Genomic DNA, 17,067 nt, shown 5'->3' on the forward strand with positions numbered 1-17,067 from the left:
GCTGCTACTTGACGGTGACGGTGATGGTCTTGGACAGGCCGGGGCCGTAACTTTGATGGGCGCCGTTGGCAAACTGCATGGTCAGTTTGTAGGTGCCTGGCGGCAGGGTGACGTCGGTTTCGGTCTGGCCTTTGCCGAAGTGCAGGTGCTTCTCGTCGAAGGGAATCGATTCGCCAACCTTCATGCTGTCGCCGTTGATGATCAGGTGGTGGTGGCCGGTATTGTTGTCCATGGTACCGGCCGGCTTCACTTCCATGCCGGTGACGGCGAATTTGACCTTGAATGGGCTGCTGACCACCGCGCCATTGCTGGGCTCGGTGAAGTCTACCGATTGCGCTGCCGCGGTGCCTGCTACCAGGGCCATTGCCAGGGCCGCCACGATTTTCTGCATTGCTTTCTCCTTTATCTGAGAGGGGGTCCAACGTATTTGACGATCAAGCCTTTCGGTCCGACGGCCCATCCGGCGCCGGAAGCTGAAAAGCCAACGGCGTTCAGTTTCGTTTCCTTTTCGATAATTGTCCAGGTCTTGCCGCCGTCCCGGGTGTAGCCGCTCCCGGCCAGGCCAACAGCAACAAAGGTTTCGCGCGCCCCTGGCACCGGCAGCACCGCCGACATGAAGCCCGATGGCAGGATCGGCGCCGGTGACCAGCTTGCGCCGCCATCGCTGCTGACCGCCCCGTTCAGGGTTCCCAGCGCAGGCTCCTTATAGTCGCCGCCGGCCGCCAGGCCGAGTCCCCGCCCGCCAAAGCCTACCGAGAAGGCGCCCTTGCTGGCCGCGGCAGCCGGGATGGGCAATGGCGCCGACTGCCAGCTTTGACCGCGGTCGGTCGAACGGAATACCCGTGACTGTGCGGCGCCGCCAGTGACAAACCAGGCCTTGCCATTCGCGCCTACGCTCAGGCAGGTGCCGCTGGCGGCGAACGCGCCCTCTTGCGGCAGCGCGGCCAGGCCTTTCGGGTCCAGTGCCGGGTGCCAGGTGTCGCCGCCGTCCGCGGTCAACAGGATCTGGAACACGCCGCCCACCGGATCGCCGAAGACGATGCCGTGGCTGGCATCCCAGAACGCCATTGCGTCCCAGAAGCCTTCCGTCTCCTTGTTCACAACCAGCAGCTGCCAGCTGGCGCCGCCGTCGCGCGTGCGGTACATGCGCGAAGCAGCGCCGGGGCCGGCGCCCATCACGATGGCGGTATTGGCGTCAAACGCCTCGATGTCACGGAAGTCGAATGCGTCCGCCCCCGGTACCATGTGCGAGGTCCAGTGCTGGCCGTCGACGGTGCGCAGGACAGTGCCTTTGGCGCCGCTGGCCCACGCCACCTTTCCGCTCAGGACGGACAGGCCGCGCAGTTCGACGGTAGCGGCGTGGCGCTGTGGCTCCCACGCCGGCAGGCGGGCTGGCGCCGCCGATCCGGCCAGCGTGCCGGGCGCCGAGCAGCCCGCCAACACGGCCAGTGCGGCCAAGGCCGCGCATGGGAGAGCGCGCCGCATCAGTCGTGCTTGATGACGATGCTAGGGAACTTGCTGCTCATATCCTTGGCCTTCTCGGCCACCTTCACCGCCACCTTGCGTGCGATCGCCTTGTAGATGGCAGCCTCCGCGCCATCCGGCTCGGCAACCACGGTAGGTTTGCCGGAATCGGTCTGCTCGCGGATCGCCAGCTTCAAAGGCAGCGCGCCGAGGAAGTCCACGCCAAAGTCGGCGCACATCTTCGCGCCGCCGCCGTGACCGAAGATCTCTTCGGTATGGCCGCAGTTCGAGCAGATATGCGTGCTCATATTCTCCACCACGCCCAGGATCGGGATGCCGACCTTCTCGAACATCTTCAGGCCCTTGCGCGCGTCAAGCAGCGCAATGTCCTGCGGCGTCGTGACGATCACGGCGCCGGTCACCGGCACTTTCTGCGACAGCGTCAACTGGATATCGCCGGTACCTGGCGGCATGTCGACAATCAGGTAATCCAGGTCGCGCCAGTTGGTCTGCTCCAGCAGTTGCTGCAAGGCCTGGGTCACCATCGGGCCGCGCCAAACCATCGGTTCGTCCGGGTCGATCAGGAAGCCGATCGAGGAAACCTGCACGCCATGCCCCTCCATCGGGTCCATGGTCTTGCCGTCGGAGGTGGTCGGGCGGCCGGAAACGCCCAGCATCATCGGCTGCGAAGGGCCGTAAATATCGGCGTCGAGCACGCCAACCGATGCCCCTTCGGCAGCCAGGGCCAGCGCGAGGTTGACGGCGGTAGTCGACTTGCCGACACCGCCCTTGCCAGAGGCGACGGCGATGATATTCTTCACGTTCGGCATCAGCTTCAGGCCGCGCTGCACGGAGTGGGAAATGATCTTGCTGGCGATGTTCAGGCTGACTTTGGCGCCCAGCGGCTGCAGGGCAGCCAGCACGTTGGCACGGATCGAATCGGTTTGCGACTTGGCCGGATAACCCAGCTCGATATCCAGGCTGATTTCACCCCCATCCACCTTCAGGTTGCGAACTGATTTGGAGGAGACAAAGTCCTTGTTGGTATTAGGGTCGACTACTTTGGACAGTGCTGATTTGACGTCATCTACGGTGATACTCATGCAATTCTCCATTGGTGATGGCGCAGTCTAGCGCATCCGCTGGTAAAATGCTCTTTTTATCCACCTTACAAGCGCATCAATTATGACTCGCAAGCTGTTCGTCACCACTGCCCTGCCATACGCAAACGCTGCCTTCCACATCGGCCACATGATGGAGTACATCCAGGCCGACATCTGGGTCCGTTTCCAGCGAATGCAGGCCGAGGGCGACGGTTTGCGCGAAGTGCACTTCGTGGGCGCCGATGACACCCACGGCACCCCGATCATGATTGCTGCGGAAAAGGAAGGCATCACCCCGCAGGAATTCGTGGCCAAGATCGCCGCCGGCCGGCCGCAGTACCTGGATGGTTTCCATATCGCCTTCGATAACTGGTACTCCACCGATTCGCCGGAAAACGTGGAACTGTCCCAGGGCATCTACCGCAAGCTGCGCGATGCTGGCCTGATCCAGACCAAGACCGTTGACCGCTTCTTCGACCCGGTCAAGGGTATGTTCCTGGCCGACCGCAACATCAAGGGCGAGTGCCCGAAGTGCCACGCCAAGGACCAATACGGCGACAACTGCGAAGTGTGCGGCGCCGCTTACCAGCCGACCGACCTGGTGAACCCGTATTCGGTATTCACCAACGCCACCCCGATCCTGAAGCCTTCGGAGCAGTATTTCTTCAAGCTGTCCGACCCGCGCTGCTTCGAATTCCTGCGCGACTGGCTGAACACCCCGGGCCGTTTGCAGCCTGAGATGGTGAACAAGGTTTCCGAGTGGCTGGGCGAAGCCGGCGAAAAGCTGGCCGACTGGGATATCTCGCGTGACGCGCCCTACTTCGGCATCCCGATCCCGGATGCGCCGAACAAGTACTTCTACGTCTGGCTGGACGCGCCGGTCGGCTACCTCGCTTCGCTGAAGAATTACTGCGGCAAGAAGGGCATCGACTACGACGCGCTGCTGGCCGATCCGGGCACCGAACAGATCCACTTCATCGGCAAGGACATCGTGTCCTTCCACCTGCTGTTCTGGCCAGCGATGCTGCAATTTGCCAAGCATCCGACCATCGACCGTATGAAGGTTGCCGTGCACGGCCACCTGACCGTGAACAACGAGAAGATGTCCAAATCGCGCGGCACCGGCATTTCGCCGCTGCGCTACCTGAACCTGGGCATGAATCCGGAGTGGCTGCGCTACTACCTGGCCTACAAACTGAACTCCCGCGTCGAAGACCTGGACTTCACCGGTGAGGACTTCGTGGCGCGCGTCAATTCGGACCTGATCGGCAAGTTCGTCAACATCGCGTCCCGTTGCGCAGGCTTCATCGCCAAGAAGTTCGACGGCAAGCTGGCTTCGTCCCTGTCCGCCTCCTCGCAGGAATGGATCAAGAAGGCGCTGGTGAACGAAGACGGCTCCGAGCGCCAGGCTGCCATCGCCGCCAACTTCGAATCGCGCGAGTTCGGCAAGGCCTTGCGTGAAATCATGGAAATCGCCGACGTGGCCAACCGCTTCGTCGACGAGAACAAGCCATGGATCCTGGCCAAGGACGACTCCAAAGTGGCCGAACTGCACGACGTCTGCAGCGCCGCCCTGATCCTGTTCCGCCAGTTGACCATCCTGCTATCGCCGGTGCTGCCGGGCGTTGCCGCCAACGTGCGCACCTTCCTGAACGATGCCGCCTACACCTGGGCCGATACTTCGGTTGCAAGCGGCGCCGCATGGCAGCCAATGCTGGGCCGCACCATCGGCGCCTACAGCCACCTGATGACCCGCGTTGACGCCAAGATGGTCGAAGACCTGTTCGATGCGCCGGCACAGGTCGCCGCAGCTCCCGCAGCGGCCGCCAAGCCCGAGAAAGCGGCAAAATCCAAGGCGGCTGCTGCCCCTGCCGTCACTGAGACCGGCATCGAAGTCATCGCCCCCGAAATCTCGGTCGATGATTTCTTCAAAGTCGACCTGCGTATTGCCAAGATCGTTAACTGCGAACACGTGGAAGGCTCCGACAAGCTGCTGCGCCTGACGCTGGACGCGGGCGAAGGCCGCCACCGCAACGTTTTCTCCGGCATCAAGTCGATGTACCAGCCGGAAGACCTGGTCGGCAAGCTCACCGTCCTGGTTGCCAACTTGGCGCCACGCAAGATGAAGTTCGGCGTCTCGGAAGGCATGGTAATGGCCGCGTCAGCGGTAGATGAGAAGGCCAATCCCGGCATCTACATCCTGAATCCATGGCCTGGCGCCACACCAGGCATGCGCATCAGCTAAGCATGGACATAATAGTTCGCGAAGCGACCGCTGAAGATGCGCCCCTGATCGCCGAGCTCACGCGCAAAGCGTGGGCCGGCAAGGTCAGCGTCACCTCCAGTGGACACCGTGAAACCGCCGTCTACGTCGCCGAACACCTGCGCGACGGCGGCGGTTTTATTTTGCTCGACGGCGAAACGCCGATCGGCTCCGTACGCTGGCTGCCGCTCGACGCCGAGCCCGATGTATGGGAAATCCTGCGCATGGGCGTGGTGGCCGGCTACCGCGGCACCAATCTCTCGCAACACCTGCTGGAAGCCGTCATCCACCACGCACTCGCGGCCGGCATCGAGGAACTGCGCCTGGCCGTGCGCAGCGACCAGCCCAAGCTGATCGACTTCTACACCGCTTACGAATTCACGCTGGCCGAAGAACTCGAATACTCCCACGCCAACCCGCTGGAGCCGGCACCGCTGGTCATGCGGCGCCTGCTCAAGCACTGATGCCCTCACTAATTCAACTACGGCGCCAGCCAAAGTAAATACCCACCGCGACCGGCGCGCCAAGGGCGGCAGCAGATACCGCATCCCACCAGCCATCGCCCACCAGCGCGGAGCCAAGGCCGATAGCCGTCGAGATACCGAGCAAGATGGGTGCGCCCCAGAGTTTCCAGTTCATTTGGACAGTCCTTCCATTACGGCGGGCGGCAGCGCCGCATCGGCTGCCGCGGCGGGCGAAACTGCCCCGCGCTTTAGCCACAGGTAAAGGCCGCTACCCAGCACAATGATGGTCGCAATATCCAGCAAGGCCCACAACAGCTTCATCGCCTGGCCGCCGTAGTCGCCGAAGTGCAGCGGCTGTGAAATCAGCAGCGCGGTCAGGTACCACGGCAGCTCGCGGTTATCGGTGACCTGGGCGGTCTGCGCATCGACCAGCACTGGCTTGTACAGGCGCGAGGTCAGTGCCTGGTCGCCGCGCATGAAGATGCCGTAATGGTGGGCACTGGTGAATGGCGTGCCCGGGAAAGCGACAAAGCCGATATTCATGCCCGGCTCCGCCGCCAGGGCGCGCTGCATCGAATCTTCCATCGAGGCCAGCGAGGTCGGCGGCGGCAGGTCCTTGTACGGCGCCACCATCTCCGCCATCTCCGTGACCTGCCAGTATTTGAGCAGCAGGTCGGCCCAAGTATTGATCATGCCCGTCGCACCGACCACCAGAGCCCACACCAGGGTCACGATACCCAGCAGGTTGTGCAGGTCCAGCCACTTCAGGCGCGGCGCGCGGTCACGGCGCACGGTGCCGAAGTCCAGCTTGCGCATGAACGGCGCGTACAGCACCACGCCCGAGACGATCGCCACCACCAGCAGCAAGCCCATGAAACCCAGGAACAGCTTGCCCCACAGGCCGGCATACAAGTCCACGTGCAGGTGGAACATCACGCCGAGGAAGGTGTCTTCGAAATTGTGCTGGGCCAGCACCTTGGCGGTGCGCGCGTCGATCGCCACCGGCTTGAAATTGGTGTCGGCCGGATGGTCGCCCAGCGTCAGGTTCCAGATATTCGGCTCGTCGGCCTCCTGCGACATGTACATCATGATCTTGCCGGGATACAGGGCCTTGGCCACGGCGATCACTTCGTCGATATTTGCTTTCGGGGTATCGGCCGCCATTTCCGGCGCTTCCGTCTCATAGCCCATCGCATGGCTGATTTCGTGATGGTAGATCAGCGGCAGGCCGGTCAGGCAAAGCAGCAGCATGAAGATAGTGCAGACCAGGCTGCTCCACTTGTGTATCCATGCCCAGCGGCGGGTGGTTTGAGGACTCATGAAGGTTTGAAATGTAAAGATATGTTAATGCGAATAATTCGCATTTAGATTAACATACTACATTCCGCAACTAATTTTGGCTAGTCACTCATGTACGAACGCACTCCCCTCGCCTTCGCCGCCGCTCTCATGGCCAGTGGTTTTGCAACCGCGCAGGAAATGCAGACGGTGGTGGTCAGCGCCTCCGCCGATGCCTCGGCCGAAGGTTGGCGCCGTCTTCTCTCCTTATGTGTCGCGCCAGAAAGAAGTGGGCGTGAAAGTCGATACCGGTTCCCTCGGTTTCAGTGCGGCGGTATTTTCTACCGGTATGCCATCGGCGTATGTCCAGAACCGTCATTTTGGGGTATATGGCGAACAGCGCAATCGCGGCCTTGAATTGTCGGTATTTGGCAATCCAATGCGTGGTATGCGCCTGCTGGGTGGATTAACCCTGCTCGACGCCGAACAGCGCCGCACCGCCGATCCCGCTACCCAGGGCAAGGAAGTGATTGGCGTTCCAAAAACCCAGCTTAATTTGGGTTCTGAATGGGATATTCAAGCCATTCGGCCTGACACTGAATGCGCGCGCCATTTATACATCCAGGCAATTTGCAGACGGTGCTAATACCCAGCAGCTCCCATCGTGGTCGCGAATTGATTTGGGCCTGGCGTATGCAACGCGCATTGCGGACCGCGCCGTTACTTTCCGGGCGCGTGCCAATAACGCATTCGCCAGGAATTACTGGGCATCGGCCGGCGGGTATCCGGGAGCCGGTTACCTGGTAGCAGGTGCGCCGCGCACTATCACCGCTTCGGCGACCGTCGACTTCTGATGCGCAGCCGGCGGTCGCGCCAGACTTTGGCACGCTCAGGCCAAAAACTGGCTCACGGCCGCAATAGGCTGGGGAGGCTTGGGCGGCGGCTTCTGGCAGGCTGTCAGGGAAATGGCGGCCGCAAGCGCGGCAAGGATGAGGATACGCATGGCAACCTCCGGGGAAAACTTGAAATTATCAGATTCAGCGCCGGGCCGTCGCACGGCCGGAGGAGATAATAATCCCGCCGACGATCAGTATAAATGCGGCCGCGTGATAGATTTTCGGCGCTTCGCCGAGAATGAAGGAGGAAAGCAGCGCGGTAAATAAAGGCGTCAGATTCACAAAGAATGCAGCCACCGCCGGCCCGGCCTGCTGCACTCCAGCGCCCCAGCAGCGAAATGCAATAATCGCCGGTCCAATGGCAACATATGCCAATGCCGCAAGCAGCGGCCAGCTCCAATGAATGGAAGCGGAGGAGAATGTCGCCTCGCCTGCCGCAAATAAACCGGACCAGGCCGCGCCAAAAGCCACTTGCGCCAGCAGGAAACTGGCCCAATGACCACGAATATCGGCCGGGCCGGTAGTCCGCGTTAATAGCCAGCTATATAAGGACCAGGCAATCGTGGCCAGGATCATGAATATATCGCCGGCCACCAGGTGTAATTCCAACAGGTGCGACCATTCGCCACGCGCCAATACCAGCAAAACGCCGGCAATCGACAAGACCGCGCCGGCAACCTGGCGCCGCGAGACGCCGGCGCCAAAGAACAGCCAGCCGGTCAGCATCATCCAGACCGGCATGCCGGACGCCACCAGCGTCACATTGATCGGGGTGGAGCTTTGCAGGGCGAGGTATTGCAGGGCGTTATACAGCCCGATGCCAAGCAGGCCCAGCACGGCAAGGCGCCGCCAGTGCAGCCACAGCCCGCTGCCGGGGCGGAAAACCGGCCCGGCAAGCGGCAGCAGCAGGACAAATGCGATTGCCCAGCGCAAGAAGTTGAGCATGATCGGCGGCACATCGTGCACCACCATGCGTCCAACGATCGCGTTTCCTGCCCAAAGCAATGGCGGTATGGTCAGGAGAGTTGCTGTGCGGGCTTTCATGGTGCCCGCAAGGATACGCTATTTCTGAACTAACCGCGTTTGGCCTTCTGTTTTGCCCCGCCGCCCGCGCCTTCGCTGCTGCCCGCCTTGGTGCGCGAGGCTTCGTTCTTGGTATTGCGCTTGGCAGTGTCCTTATTGCCGGTCTGGTCGGACTCGACGGTCTGCACCGACTGGCGGTTCTGTTTGCTGAGTTGTTTGCTCTGAGCCATGACGGCCTCCTTCCATGGGATTGAGCCGTCACTGTGGCTGGCGCACTGTTGCCGGTCTGTGCGCTGGCAAACCGGCGTGGCTGGCGGCCCACGGCGGGGGAAGTTTTCCTTGTCGGCGAACTGGGCAGCAGTGACAATGGGGGCGCAGCACGAGGCCTGAACAACAATATTAAGAAGCTATTCATTCCATGAAAAGACTGCTCCCTGCGCTCGCCCTCACCCTCCCGTGCGCCGCTTCGGCGCAAACCCAGGTCTCCATTTACGGCGTTGTCGACGCTTTTGCCGGCCGCACGGCCACCGCCAGCGCGCCGCAGGCGGTGACCGCGGTCAACAGCGGCGGCATGATCACCTCCTACTATGGCTTTTCCGGCACGGAAGCGCTGGGCGGCGGCCTGAAGGCCCAGTTCCAGATCGAAGGCTTTTTCCGCGGCGATACCGGCGAGGCTGGGCGCTTCCCCGGCGAGGCAATGTTCGCCCGCAATGCCAATGTCGGCCTGGCCGGCGGATTCGGCACGGTGCGCATGGGACGCATCGCCAACCCCTTGTTTGTGGCGGCCGGCCAGATCAACCCTTTCGGCCCCTCGACCCGCTTCTCGCCGCTCATCAACCAGATTTACACTGCTGCCGGCGGCAACGCGACGCTGGGCGATACCGGCTGGAGCAACTCGATCCAATACGCTTCCAACCCGGTGTACGACACCACCTTCGTCGCCCAGTATTCGCTGGGCGAACAGCCGGGTGCGCACAATAACAACTGGGCCGCTGTCGCCAAGTATGCCGGCAAGGAGCTGGCCGTCACGGTGGGCGGCGTCAACGTCCGCTTTGGTCCCGGCTTAAGCGCGGCCGTGCCGGAGCAGCGCAGCTACCTCGCCGCGGCCTCTTATGACTTCAAGGTCGTCAAACTGTTCGCCTCCTACTCCGACCACCAGGCCAAGCTCAGCGGCCGCGATGCGCATTCGGTTCATGCCGGCCTCACCGTGCCGACCCATGGCGGCGCCGGGCGCTGGATGGTGGCCTGGTCACGCCTGACCGAAAAGGCGGCCGTGGTGCCGGAATTCCATCGCGACACCGCGGCCGCTGGCTATGATTACAACCTTTCGCCCCGCACCGACCTGTACGCGGTGCTGATGTACGACAAGATTAGCAACGCTGGCAAGGGAAATACCTATGTCGCTGGCATCCGGCATCGTTTCTGAAGAGAAAAGACGGTAAAATGTCCGTTGCTGAACCCAGTTATTTTCACAATATGAAATTCCTCAAGCAGAATCACAAATACGAGTCCGACCACACCTTGTTCATCAAAGACCTGAAGGCCAAGAACCCGCAAATGGAAGCAGGCCAGCAAGCCGGCCGCGCCATCCTGTGGGACAAGCCGGTGACTTCGCTGGACGAGCAGGCCCGTAGCAAGGCTTCGACCGTCAAGCAACAGGCTTACGTGTACCAGAACAAGGTATAAGAGCCGGGACGGCACACAGCATGTCGCCAAAAGACGCGGTGGACGAACAGGCCGAACAGGCTGAACTGGCCGTCGCCGCGGATTTGCCGCCTGATGCAGGCGGACCAGGCAGCGGCGCGGAAGACGCGCCACCCGATGCGAGCGCCCCGGCGGAAGCCGAAGGCGCCGCTTTTGCACGCCTGTACGGCGAGCCGGTGCTCAAGCTGCCAAACGACCTCTATATCCCGCCCGACGCGCTGGAAGTCATCCTCGAAGCGTTCGAAGGCCCGCTTGACTTGCTGCTGTACCTGATCCGCAAGCAGAACTTCAACATCCTCGACATCCCGATGGCCCAGGTCACGCTGCAATACCTGAGCTATGTGGAGGAAATCCGCAAGTCCAACCTGGAGCTGGCGGCCGAATACCTGCTGATGGCGGCCATGCTGATCGAAATCAAGTCGCGCATGCTGCTGCCGCAGCGCCAGCACGACCTCGACGTGGAAGCGGAAGACCCGCGTGCGGAACTGGTGCGCCGCCTGCTCGAATACGAGCAGATCAAGCTGGCCGCCTATGACCTGAACACCCTGCCCCAGGTCGGCCGCGACTTCGTGCGCACCCAGATCTTCATTGAACAAAGCCTGGTGCCGACCTGGCCGGAAGTCGCCGTGGTCGACCTGCAGGACGCCTGGCGCACGCTGATGAAGCGCGCCACGCTGAAGCAGCACCACAAGATCACCCGCGAGGAGCTGTCGGTGCGCGAGCACATGACCTCCATCCTGCGCAAGCTGCAGTCGAGCCGCTTCATCGAATTCACCGAGCTGTTCAACCCGGAATCGCCGCCGCCGGTGGTGGTGGTGAACTTCGTGGCGATGCTGGAGCTGGCCAAGGAAACCCTGATTGAAATTACCCAGGCGGAACCGTTCGCACCGATTTACGTGCGTCTTGCGTATTCGCCTGCCTGACTAAAAACCATGAAAATCATCTCCAATATCGAAGAACTGCGCGACCAGCTCAGTGGCCAGTTACGTACCGCGTTCGTCCCCACCATGGGCAACCTGCATGAGGGCCACCTGTCGCTGATGCGCCTGGCCCGCAAGCATGGCGACCCGGTGGTGGCATCCATTTTCGTGAACCGCCTGCAGTTCGGCCCCAACGAGGACTTCGACAAATACCCGCGCACCTTCCAGGCCGACGTGGAAAAGCTGGAAAAGGAAGGCGTGTACGTGCTGTTCGCGCCGACCGAAAAGGATATGTATCCGGAGCCGCAGGAATACCGCGTGCAGCCGCCCGATGGCCTGGGCAATACGCTGGAAGGCGAGTTCCGTCCTGGCTTCTTCGGTGGCGTCTGCACCGTGGTGACCAAGCTGTTCTCCTGCGTGCAGCCAAAAGTGGCGGTGTTCGGCAAGAAGGACTACCAGCAGCTCATGATCGTACGCAATATGGCGCGCCAGCTTGGCATGCCAACCGAGATCGTTGCCGCCGAAACCTACCGTGCCGATGACGGCCTGGCCCTGTCCTCGCGCAATATGTACCTGTCGGCCGAAGAGCGCGCCGAAGCGCCTGCCCTGTACCGCGCGCTGAACCAGGTAGCCGATGAGGTGCGCGGGGGCCACCTCGACGTGTTCCAGCTGGAGCACAAGGCGATGGACGAACTGGCAGCCCGCGGCTGGAAGCCGGACTACATCTCGATCCGCAAGCGCAACGACCTGCAGCCGCCCAATGCCGGCGACCTGGCCCAAGGCGAAAAACTGGTGGTGCTGGCGGCCGCCAAGCTCGGCACTACCCGCCTGATCGACAACCTCGAAATCTGATCAGCGCAGCGCCTCGGCGACCTGGTCGCCAAACTCCATGCCATGCAACTGTGAAGCCAGCTGGATGGTTCGCATTGCGCACACTTCGACAGCCGGCGAGCCCGGCTGTCTCATGCAGCGTTCCTGGTGCGATGCGGCAAACTCTTCCGCCTCGACACTGCTGCCATGCGCCGACGCCAGCGCCGTCAGCAGCCCAATGCCAATTGCCAATTGCGCCTTGAGCGACAAGGTCCAGCAATAACGGATAAAGAACATGGCGCCTCCTGAAAGCTAGCCTGTTTCCGATGCTACGCAGACAATATTTCCGCTTAATGACTCCAACCGTTGATTTGGCGCAACTAGCCATGACCAACTTCAACTGACCTCATCAGAAAATTCCCACAATGCCTATCTTTATTGTAGGATGCTCCACTTGTGAATTTTCATTTGAAGACTGAGTCTCGGTGTTCAATATAGAGGAATAACAGGATGGAATTCCGGCTGGGCGCTAGCGCCATTACCTCGGCTGACAGCGCCCCCGACCAAAGCAGCAACGCATCCCTTTATGCAAAGCTGTTGTGCGTAGCGCTCCTGGTCATTGCCGCCGGCGTCGAATCCAAGCGCTGGTTCAACGCGCGGCTGGTCGACTCGCCCTTGCTGGTGACCCCGGCCCAACCCGGCGAGATCAGCTTTACTCCCCGCAGCGCCACGCTGCTGCCCAAACCGCCCAACGCCCCTTCGGCCCACGCCAGCGCCATCACGCCCTTGCCTGGCGGCCGCATGGCTGCATTCTGGTGGGCCGGCAGCCGGGAAAGCGGACCGGATGTCAAAGTTTATGCCTCGCACTGGAAAGACGGCAAATGGGCCCAGCCATGGGAAGTGGCCAGCCGCGACTCGCTGGCCGCGGCCCTGGGCTATGGCGTGCGGCGCATCGGCAACCCGGTTGCCTGGGCGTCGACGGATGGACGCATCAACCTGTTTGTGGTGGCGACCGGCCTCGGCGGATGGGCTGCATCGCGTGTCGTCCAGCTGGAGTCGGATGACCTGGGCAAGAACTTCGCGGTCAAGCGCGTGTTGCCGATGTCGCCGCTGTTCAATACCAGCACGCTGGTGCGCACCACCCCGGTTGGCCTTGCCGATGGCGGCTGGCTGTTGCCCGCCTATTTCGAAATGGGCATCAAGTATCCGCTGATGCTGGCCTTCGACCAGGGCGGCGATCCACGCTGGATCTCGCGTATCGGCAGCCGCATTTCGACGCTGCAGCCGACCATCGTCCCGTTCTCCTCCTCCGAAGTGCATGCCTGGATGCGCGACTCCAGCGACGAGCAGCGGGTGCAGCATGCGCGCAGCAGCGACGGCGGCGTCAGCTGGGACGACCTGCCTGCGCTTTCCCTGCCGAACCAGAGTACCTCCGTGAGCGCCCTGCGCCTCAGCAATGGCAGCATCGCCATGCTGCATAACCATGTGCTGCCCGGCGGCTCCGACCGCAATGTGCTGCGCCTGTCGACTACCATCGATGGCCGCAACTGGACACGCGTCACCGACATCGCCCACGGTATCGCCGGCGAAGAATTCTCCTATCCCGACCTGCACCAGGTTGGCGATGAATTGCACATTACCTACACCTCGCGCCGCGAAGCAATCGCCCACCATGTGATCGAACTGGATTTCACCGGGGGCGCGCAATGACCCTGCCAGAGCTGCTGTTGCAAAGCACGTACGGCAAAGTGGCTTGGGGGATTGTGCTCGCCACCCTGGTGGCCGGCCTGCTGCCGGCTTCGCGCCAGCTTTCGCGGCGCGCCACCGCCTTGCTGCTGGGTGGAATGATCGTACTGACACTATTGCCCGGGCAGTTTTCGCCGGCCTACTGGCTTGCCCTGGCATTCCAATGGCCGAGCGGATTGCTGCTTGGCCTTTGCCTGCTGCGCCTGGCCCGGCCCTGGTGGCCGAGCGCCGCCAATGGCGGCATGCCGCTTGCGCTGGCTGGCGCGATCGCCGTATTCGGCACGGTGCTCTATCTTGACGCGCTGGGCCTGCTCTCGCTCGGACTGTATTTCTGGGGCTTCGGCCCGCGCGGGGCGCCGCTGTTGGCGCTGGCTGCCATGGCGCTGAGCGCAGCCTGCATCTTCCAGGGCCGTTCGCGCCCACAGGCCTACGCCGCATTGGGCGCCCTGACCCTTTTCACCCTGTTGCGCCTGCCCACCGGCAACCTGTGGGACGCACTGCTTGACCCGATGCTGTGGGCCTGGGCCGTGCTGTCGCTCGCGAAGCGCGCTTGGCGCAATCGGGGACGCAATTCTGCAACAAACAAAAATAGCCAAGGAGTAGGTCAGTGTTAAATCGTAAATGGTATTCGCATCCGGTGTTGTTGACCGGCATCGCCATCAATGTGTTCGTGCTGTTGCTGGCAGTGTCGGTCAAGGGTTCGGGCGAGCAGTTGGCACGTTTGCTAACCGAAGACGGTATCGTCGAATGGATGCAGTTCCTGACCTTTGCCATCACTGCCGGCCTGCTGGTGTTTGCCGGCGCCGAACGCTGGAAGCGCAGCGGCATCGACCTGGCCACCCTCGGCATGCTTGGCCTGGGCTTTGTCGTCGCCGCAGCGGCAATGGAAGAAATCAGCTGGTTCCAGCGCATCCTGAACGTGCAGTCCTCGGAATTCTTCATGCAGAACAACCGCCAGGGCGAAACCAACTTGCATAACCTGGCGATCGGCAGCAGCGGCAGCATCCACAAAACCATCATGCTGAAGATGATCCTGCTGGTCGGCCTGACCCACAACGTCGTCCTGCCGCTGCTGGCACGTTCCCGTCCCGCCATTCGCAGTTTCGTCGAGAAATTCGGCGTCTACCTGCCGCCGCTGCCGGTCTCCCTGGTCTATCTGGTGCTGGTGGCCTTGTCGCACGTGCTGATCGAGCACCCGCGCAAAGGCGAACTGGGCGAAATGTTCGGCGCGGTGCACTACATGTCGACCGTCTTTGCCGCCTATTTCCTCGGCTTTGGCTACGGCCAGCCGGCAGTGTTCCAGCAGCCGGTGGAAACCCGGCTGGTCGATAAGCTGTTCAGCTGCCTGATGGCATTCCTGCTGCTGACCGCCTGGCTGCTCAGCGCCGGCGCCGGCGCCATGATGGGCTAAACAGTGAACCGCGTCGCAGCCCGCCTTGCTCACCTGACCCGCTGGGCCGGCCCTTACGCCACCCTGGTGCAGATGCTGATAGCGGGACTGGCGATCCTGTCGCTGGCCCGCCTCGGGCTGGTGGCCTGGCAATGGGAGCGCGTCAGCGCAACCGGCATCCTGGGCGAGATGCTGCTGCAGGGTGTACGCGCCGACCTGATCCTGCTTGGCTACCTGCTGGCGCTGCCGCTGCTGCTGGCGCCCCTGCTCGCGCACCGCTATTCGGCGCGCGCCTGGGAGCTGTTCAGCGTCACCTGGGCCAGCCTGGCGCTGCTGTTCATCATCTTCATGGAACTGTCGACGCCGCAGTTCATCATGCAATACGATTTCAGGCCGAACCGCCTGTTCATCGAATACCTGTCCTATCCGAAGGAAGTCGCCGCCACGCTGTGGAACGGCTTCCGGCTGGCCGTCATCCTTGGCGTGGGCGGCACTGTCTTGCTGAGCGTGCTGCTGTTCCGCCTGCTGAAGTCCGCCTCCGCCGGCACCGGCATGTGGTCGCCCACGCTGGTGCTGCTGACCTGGCCGCTGCTGGCGCTGCTGGTTGGCTTCCAGATCCGCTCCACCACAGAGCACCGCCCTGCCAATCCGGCCACTTTCGCGCTGACTGGCGATGCCATGGTGAACTCGCTGATCATCAATTCGCCGTGGTCGCTGATCGACGCCATCATGTCGATGCGCAAGGAAGCCAACTCCTCTGAAATCTATGGCAAATTCCCGCGCGAGAAAGTATTCCCGGCAGTGACTTCCGCACCCTGGCTGCGCGAATACCAGTTCACCCAGCCGGAAATGCCTACCCTGCACCTGCAGCAAGCCGCCATCCAGCGCGACAAGCCGCTCAACCTGGTAATCGTGCTGGAAGAGAGCCTGGGCGCCACCTTCGTGCAATCGCTGGGCGGCCTGCCTGTCACGCCGGAACTGGAAAAACTGAAAAACGAAGGCTGGTGGTTCGAGCAGCTGTATGCCACCGGCACGCGTTCGGTGCGCGGCATCGAGGCTGTCGTGGCGGGCTATGCGCCGACGCCGGCGCGCAGCGTGGTCAAGCTCTCGCTGGCGCAGCAGAACTTCTACACCCTGGCGCTGGGCCTGGGCAAGCAGGGCTACCATACCGAATTCGTGTATGGCGGCGAGGCGCATTTCGACAATATGCGCGGCTTTTTCACCGGCAACGGCTTCCAGAATGTGGTGGACCGCGGCGATATGCAGCCGAAGTTCGTTGGCAGCTGGGGCGCCTCCGATGAAGACCTGTTCGACAAATCGCTGGAGCGGCTCAGGCACCTGCATGCGCAGCAGAAGCCTTTCTTCAGCCTGATTTTCAGCTCCTCCAACCATGAACCGTTCGAGTTCCCCGACGGGAAGATCGAACTGTACGATCCGGCCAAGCAGACCGTCAACAATGCGGTCAAGTACGCCGATTACGCACTGGGCAAATTCATCGCCGCGGCGAAGCAGCAGGACTACTGGAAGGATACCGTGTTCCTGATCGTGGCCGACCACGACAACCGCGTCTACGGCAACAGCTTGATGCCGATCAAAAAGTTCCACATCCCCGGCCTGATCCTGGGCGCCGACGTGGCGCCGAAACGGATCACGGCCCTGGCCAGCCAGATCGACCTGGGGCCGACCCTGCTGTCGCTGATCGGCGTGTCCAGCACCCACCCGATGATCGGGCGCGACTTCGTCAAGGACAGCACGTCCCCGGGCCGCGCGATCATGCAGTTCGACAACTACTTCACCTGGCTCGAAGGGAATACCGCGACCATCCTGCGTCCGAGCCAAGCGCCGCTGACCGGCCGTTACGATTTCGCCAAAGGCGAATTGCAGCTATGCGATACCAAGCCGACGGCAGCCCAGGTCGACCAGGCCATGGCGCATGTGATCGCGCCTTCGCTGCTGTACCGTGAACAGCGCTACCGCCTGAGCAGATAGCGCCCGCCAGCAGGCGC

19 protein-coding genes are annotated in these 17,067 nt (G+C 62.2%); 11 read left to right on the forward strand and 8 right to left on the reverse strand.

Going from position 1 to position 17,067, the window contains the following annotated elements; translation table 11 throughout:
- Positions 1 to 4: 4 nt before the first annotated feature.
- The 3 genes from ACWBU6_RS20345 to apbC are packed head-to-tail and all read right to left on the reverse strand — an operon-like array spanning position 5 to position 2,567.
- On the reverse strand, positions 5 to 391 hold the full coding sequence (locus ACWBU6_RS20345; RefSeq protein ID WP_452645195.1) for a DUF4399 domain-containing protein: 387 nt from the start codon (positions 389 to 391) through the stop codon (positions 5 to 7).
- An 11-nt stretch (positions 392 to 402) separates the two neighbouring features.
- Positions 403 to 1,485 carry a WD40/YVTN/BNR-like repeat-containing protein gene (locus ACWBU6_RS20350; RefSeq protein WP_452645196.1) on the reverse strand — a complete coding sequence of 361 codons (1,083 nt, stop codon included), beginning with the start codon at positions 1,483 to 1,485 and terminating at the stop codon, positions 403 to 405.
- Positions 1,485 to 2,567, reverse strand: a complete 1,083-nt coding sequence (gene apbC / locus ACWBU6_RS20355) for an iron-sulfur cluster carrier protein ApbC (protein WP_452645197.1) — start codon at positions 2,565 to 2,567, stop codon at positions 1,485 to 1,487. Before apbC ends, ACWBU6_RS20350 begins: the two co-directional genes overlap by 1 nt.
- Positions 2,568 to 2,649: 82 nt before the next feature.
- Here apbC and metG point away from each other — a divergent pair, with 82 nt between their 5' ends.
- Both metG and ACWBU6_RS20365 read left to right on the forward strand, forming a co-directional pair.
- Positions 2,650 to 4,812 (forward strand): methionine--tRNA ligase, encoded by a 2,163-nt coding sequence (gene metG, locus ACWBU6_RS20360; protein ID WP_452645198.1) that lies wholly within the window; start codon positions 2,650 to 2,652, stop codon positions 4,810 to 4,812.
- A gap of 2 nt (positions 4,813 to 4,814) precedes the next feature.
- Positions 4,815 to 5,294, forward strand: coding sequence for a GNAT family N-acetyltransferase (locus ACWBU6_RS20365; protein ID WP_452645199.1), 480 nt, complete (start codon positions 4,815 to 4,817; stop codon positions 5,292 to 5,294).
- 13 nt (positions 5,295 to 5,307) lie between these two features.
- On the opposite strand, the gene ACWBU6_RS20370 is transcribed toward ACWBU6_RS20365, so the two are convergent.
- On the reverse strand, positions 5,308 to 5,469 hold the full coding sequence (locus ACWBU6_RS20370; protein ID WP_452645200.1) for a hypothetical protein: 162 nt from the start codon (positions 5,467 to 5,469) through the stop codon (positions 5,308 to 5,310).
- A complete protein-coding gene (locus tag ACWBU6_RS20375) occupies positions 5,466 to 6,614 on the reverse strand; it encodes a PepSY-associated TM helix domain-containing protein (protein ID WP_452645201.1) in 1,149 nt (382 codons plus the stop codon). Before ACWBU6_RS20375 ends, ACWBU6_RS20370 begins: the two co-directional genes overlap by 4 nt.
- A gap of 253 nt (positions 6,615 to 6,867) precedes the next feature.
- On the opposite strand from ACWBU6_RS20375, the gene ACWBU6_RS20380 reads away from it, so the two are divergent.
- The gene (locus ACWBU6_RS20380; RefSeq protein WP_452645202.1) at positions 6,868 to 7,218 is read left to right on the forward strand and encodes a TonB-dependent receptor domain-containing protein; all 351 of its coding nucleotides are present in this window, start codon (positions 6,868 to 6,870) and stop codon (positions 7,216 to 7,218) included.
- Positions 7,219 to 7,609: 391 nt separating this feature from the next.
- Here the strand turns inward: ACWBU6_RS20380 and ACWBU6_RS20385 are convergent, their stop codons facing one another.
- Both ACWBU6_RS20385 and ACWBU6_RS20390 read right to left on the reverse strand, forming a co-directional pair.
- Entirely contained in the window at positions 7,610 to 8,512 is a 903-nt protein-coding gene (locus ACWBU6_RS20385) for a DMT family transporter (protein ID WP_452645203.1), read from the reverse strand.
- Between the two features lie 29 nt (positions 8,513 to 8,541).
- Positions 8,542 to 8,721, reverse strand: a complete 180-nt coding sequence (locus ACWBU6_RS20390; RefSeq protein ID WP_452645204.1) for a hypothetical protein — start codon at positions 8,719 to 8,721, stop codon at positions 8,542 to 8,544.
- A gap of 188 nt (positions 8,722 to 8,909) precedes the next feature.
- On the opposite strand from ACWBU6_RS20390, the gene ACWBU6_RS20395 reads away from it, so the two are divergent.
- From ACWBU6_RS20395 to panC, 4 genes are read left to right on the forward strand one after another with little or no spacing between them, the layout of a single operon-like run.
- On the forward strand, positions 8,910 to 9,917 hold the full coding sequence (locus tag ACWBU6_RS20395; RefSeq protein ID WP_452645205.1) for a porin: 1,008 nt from the start codon (positions 8,910 to 8,912) through the stop codon (positions 9,915 to 9,917).
- A 17-nt stretch (positions 9,918 to 9,934) separates the two neighbouring features.
- Positions 9,935 to 10,177 (forward strand): DUF3460 family protein, encoded by a 243-nt coding sequence (locus tag ACWBU6_RS20400; protein ID WP_452645206.1) that lies wholly within the window; start codon positions 9,935 to 9,937, stop codon positions 10,175 to 10,177.
- A gap of 20 nt (positions 10,178 to 10,197) precedes the next feature.
- Positions 10,198 to 11,118, forward strand: coding sequence for a segregation and condensation protein A (locus tag ACWBU6_RS20405; RefSeq protein WP_452645207.1), 921 nt, complete (start codon positions 10,198 to 10,200; stop codon positions 11,116 to 11,118).
- 9 nt (positions 11,119 to 11,127) lie between these two features.
- Complete coding sequence (gene panC, locus ACWBU6_RS20410; RefSeq protein WP_452645208.1) at positions 11,128 to 11,967, forward strand: pantoate--beta-alanine ligase; 840 nt, start codon at positions 11,128 to 11,130, stop codon at positions 11,965 to 11,967.
- On the opposite strand, the gene ACWBU6_RS20415 is transcribed toward panC, so the two are convergent.
- On the reverse strand, positions 11,968 to 12,222 hold the full coding sequence (locus ACWBU6_RS20415) for a hypothetical protein (RefSeq protein WP_452645209.1): 255 nt from the start codon (positions 12,220 to 12,222) through the stop codon (positions 11,968 to 11,970).
- Positions 12,223 to 12,435: 213 nt separating this feature from the next.
- Here ACWBU6_RS20415 and ACWBU6_RS20420 point away from each other — a divergent pair, with 213 nt between their 5' ends.
- Genes ACWBU6_RS20420 through ACWBU6_RS20435 form a run of 4 tightly spaced genes read left to right on the forward strand, consistent with a single transcriptional unit; the run spans position 12,436 to position 17,050 of the window.
- Positions 12,436 to 13,635 carry a sialidase family protein gene (locus ACWBU6_RS20420; RefSeq protein ID WP_452645210.1) on the forward strand — a complete coding sequence of 400 codons (1,200 nt, stop codon included), beginning with the start codon at positions 12,436 to 12,438 and terminating at the stop codon, positions 13,633 to 13,635.
- Positions 13,632 to 14,285 (forward strand): hypothetical protein, encoded by a 654-nt coding sequence (locus ACWBU6_RS20425; RefSeq protein ID WP_452645211.1) that lies wholly within the window; start codon positions 13,632 to 13,634, stop codon positions 14,283 to 14,285. The genes ACWBU6_RS20420 and ACWBU6_RS20425 overlap by 4 nt, the downstream gene beginning before the upstream one ends.
- Entirely contained in the window at positions 14,279 to 15,082 is an 804-nt protein-coding gene (locus tag ACWBU6_RS20430; RefSeq protein WP_452645212.1) for a hypothetical protein, read from the forward strand. The genes ACWBU6_RS20425 and ACWBU6_RS20430 overlap by 7 nt, the downstream gene beginning before the upstream one ends.
- A 3-nt stretch (positions 15,083 to 15,085) precedes the next feature.
- Positions 15,086 to 17,050 carry an LTA synthase family protein gene (locus ACWBU6_RS20435; protein ID WP_452645213.1) on the forward strand — a complete coding sequence of 655 codons (1,965 nt, stop codon included), beginning with the start codon at positions 15,086 to 15,088 and terminating at the stop codon, positions 17,048 to 17,050.
- Positions 17,051 to 17,067: the final 17 nt, after the last annotated feature.

It is taken from the genome of Pseudoduganella sp. HUAS MS19 (genome assembly GCF_053615455.1).

Excerpts from the sequence above, each read along its gene's own strand:
- ACWBU6_RS20345 (WP_452645195.1), bottom strand. The coding sequence starts at position 391 with ATGCAGAAAATCGTGGCGGCCCTGGCAATGGCCCTGGTAGCAGGCACC.
- ACWBU6_RS20350 (WP_452645196.1), bottom strand. The coding sequence starts at position 1,485 with ATGCGGCGCGCTCTCCCATGCGCGGCCTTGGCCGCACTGGCCGTGTTG.
- apbC (WP_452645197.1), bottom strand. The coding sequence starts at position 2,567 with ATGAGTATCACCGTAGATGACGTCAAATCAGCACTGTCCAAAGTAGTC.
- metG (WP_452645198.1), top strand. The coding sequence starts at position 2,650 with ATGACTCGCAAGCTGTTCGTCACCACTGCCCTGCCATACGCAAACGCT.
- ACWBU6_RS20365 (WP_452645199.1), top strand. The coding sequence starts at position 4,815 with ATGGACATAATAGTTCGCGAAGCGACCGCTGAAGATGCGCCCCTGATC.
- ACWBU6_RS20370 (WP_452645200.1), bottom strand. The coding sequence starts at position 5,469 with ATGAACTGGAAACTCTGGGGCGCACCCATCTTGCTCGGTATCTCGACG.
- ACWBU6_RS20375 (WP_452645201.1), bottom strand. The coding sequence starts at position 6,614 with ATGAGTCCTCAAACCACCCGCCGCTGGGCATGGATACACAAGTGGAGC.
- ACWBU6_RS20385 (WP_452645203.1), bottom strand. The coding sequence starts at position 8,512 with ATGAAAGCCCGCACAGCAACTCTCCTGACCATACCGCCATTGCTTTGG.
- ACWBU6_RS20390 (WP_452645204.1), bottom strand. The coding sequence starts at position 8,721 with ATGGCTCAGAGCAAACAACTCAGCAAACAGAACCGCCAGTCGGTGCAG.
- ACWBU6_RS20395 (WP_452645205.1), top strand. The coding sequence starts at position 8,910 with ATGAAAAGACTGCTCCCTGCGCTCGCCCTCACCCTCCCGTGCGCCGCT.
- ACWBU6_RS20400 (WP_452645206.1), top strand. The coding sequence starts at position 9,935 with ATGTCCGTTGCTGAACCCAGTTATTTTCACAATATGAAATTCCTCAAG.
- ACWBU6_RS20405 (WP_452645207.1), top strand. The coding sequence starts at position 10,198 with ATGTCGCCAAAAGACGCGGTGGACGAACAGGCCGAACAGGCTGAACTG.
- panC (WP_452645208.1), top strand. The coding sequence starts at position 11,128 with ATGAAAATCATCTCCAATATCGAAGAACTGCGCGACCAGCTCAGTGGC.
- ACWBU6_RS20415 (WP_452645209.1), bottom strand. The coding sequence starts at position 12,222 with ATGTTCTTTATCCGTTATTGCTGGACCTTGTCGCTCAAGGCGCAATTG.
- ACWBU6_RS20420 (WP_452645210.1), top strand. The coding sequence starts at position 12,436 with ATGGAATTCCGGCTGGGCGCTAGCGCCATTACCTCGGCTGACAGCGCC.
- ACWBU6_RS20425 (WP_452645211.1), top strand. The coding sequence starts at position 13,632 with ATGACCCTGCCAGAGCTGCTGTTGCAAAGCACGTACGGCAAAGTGGCT.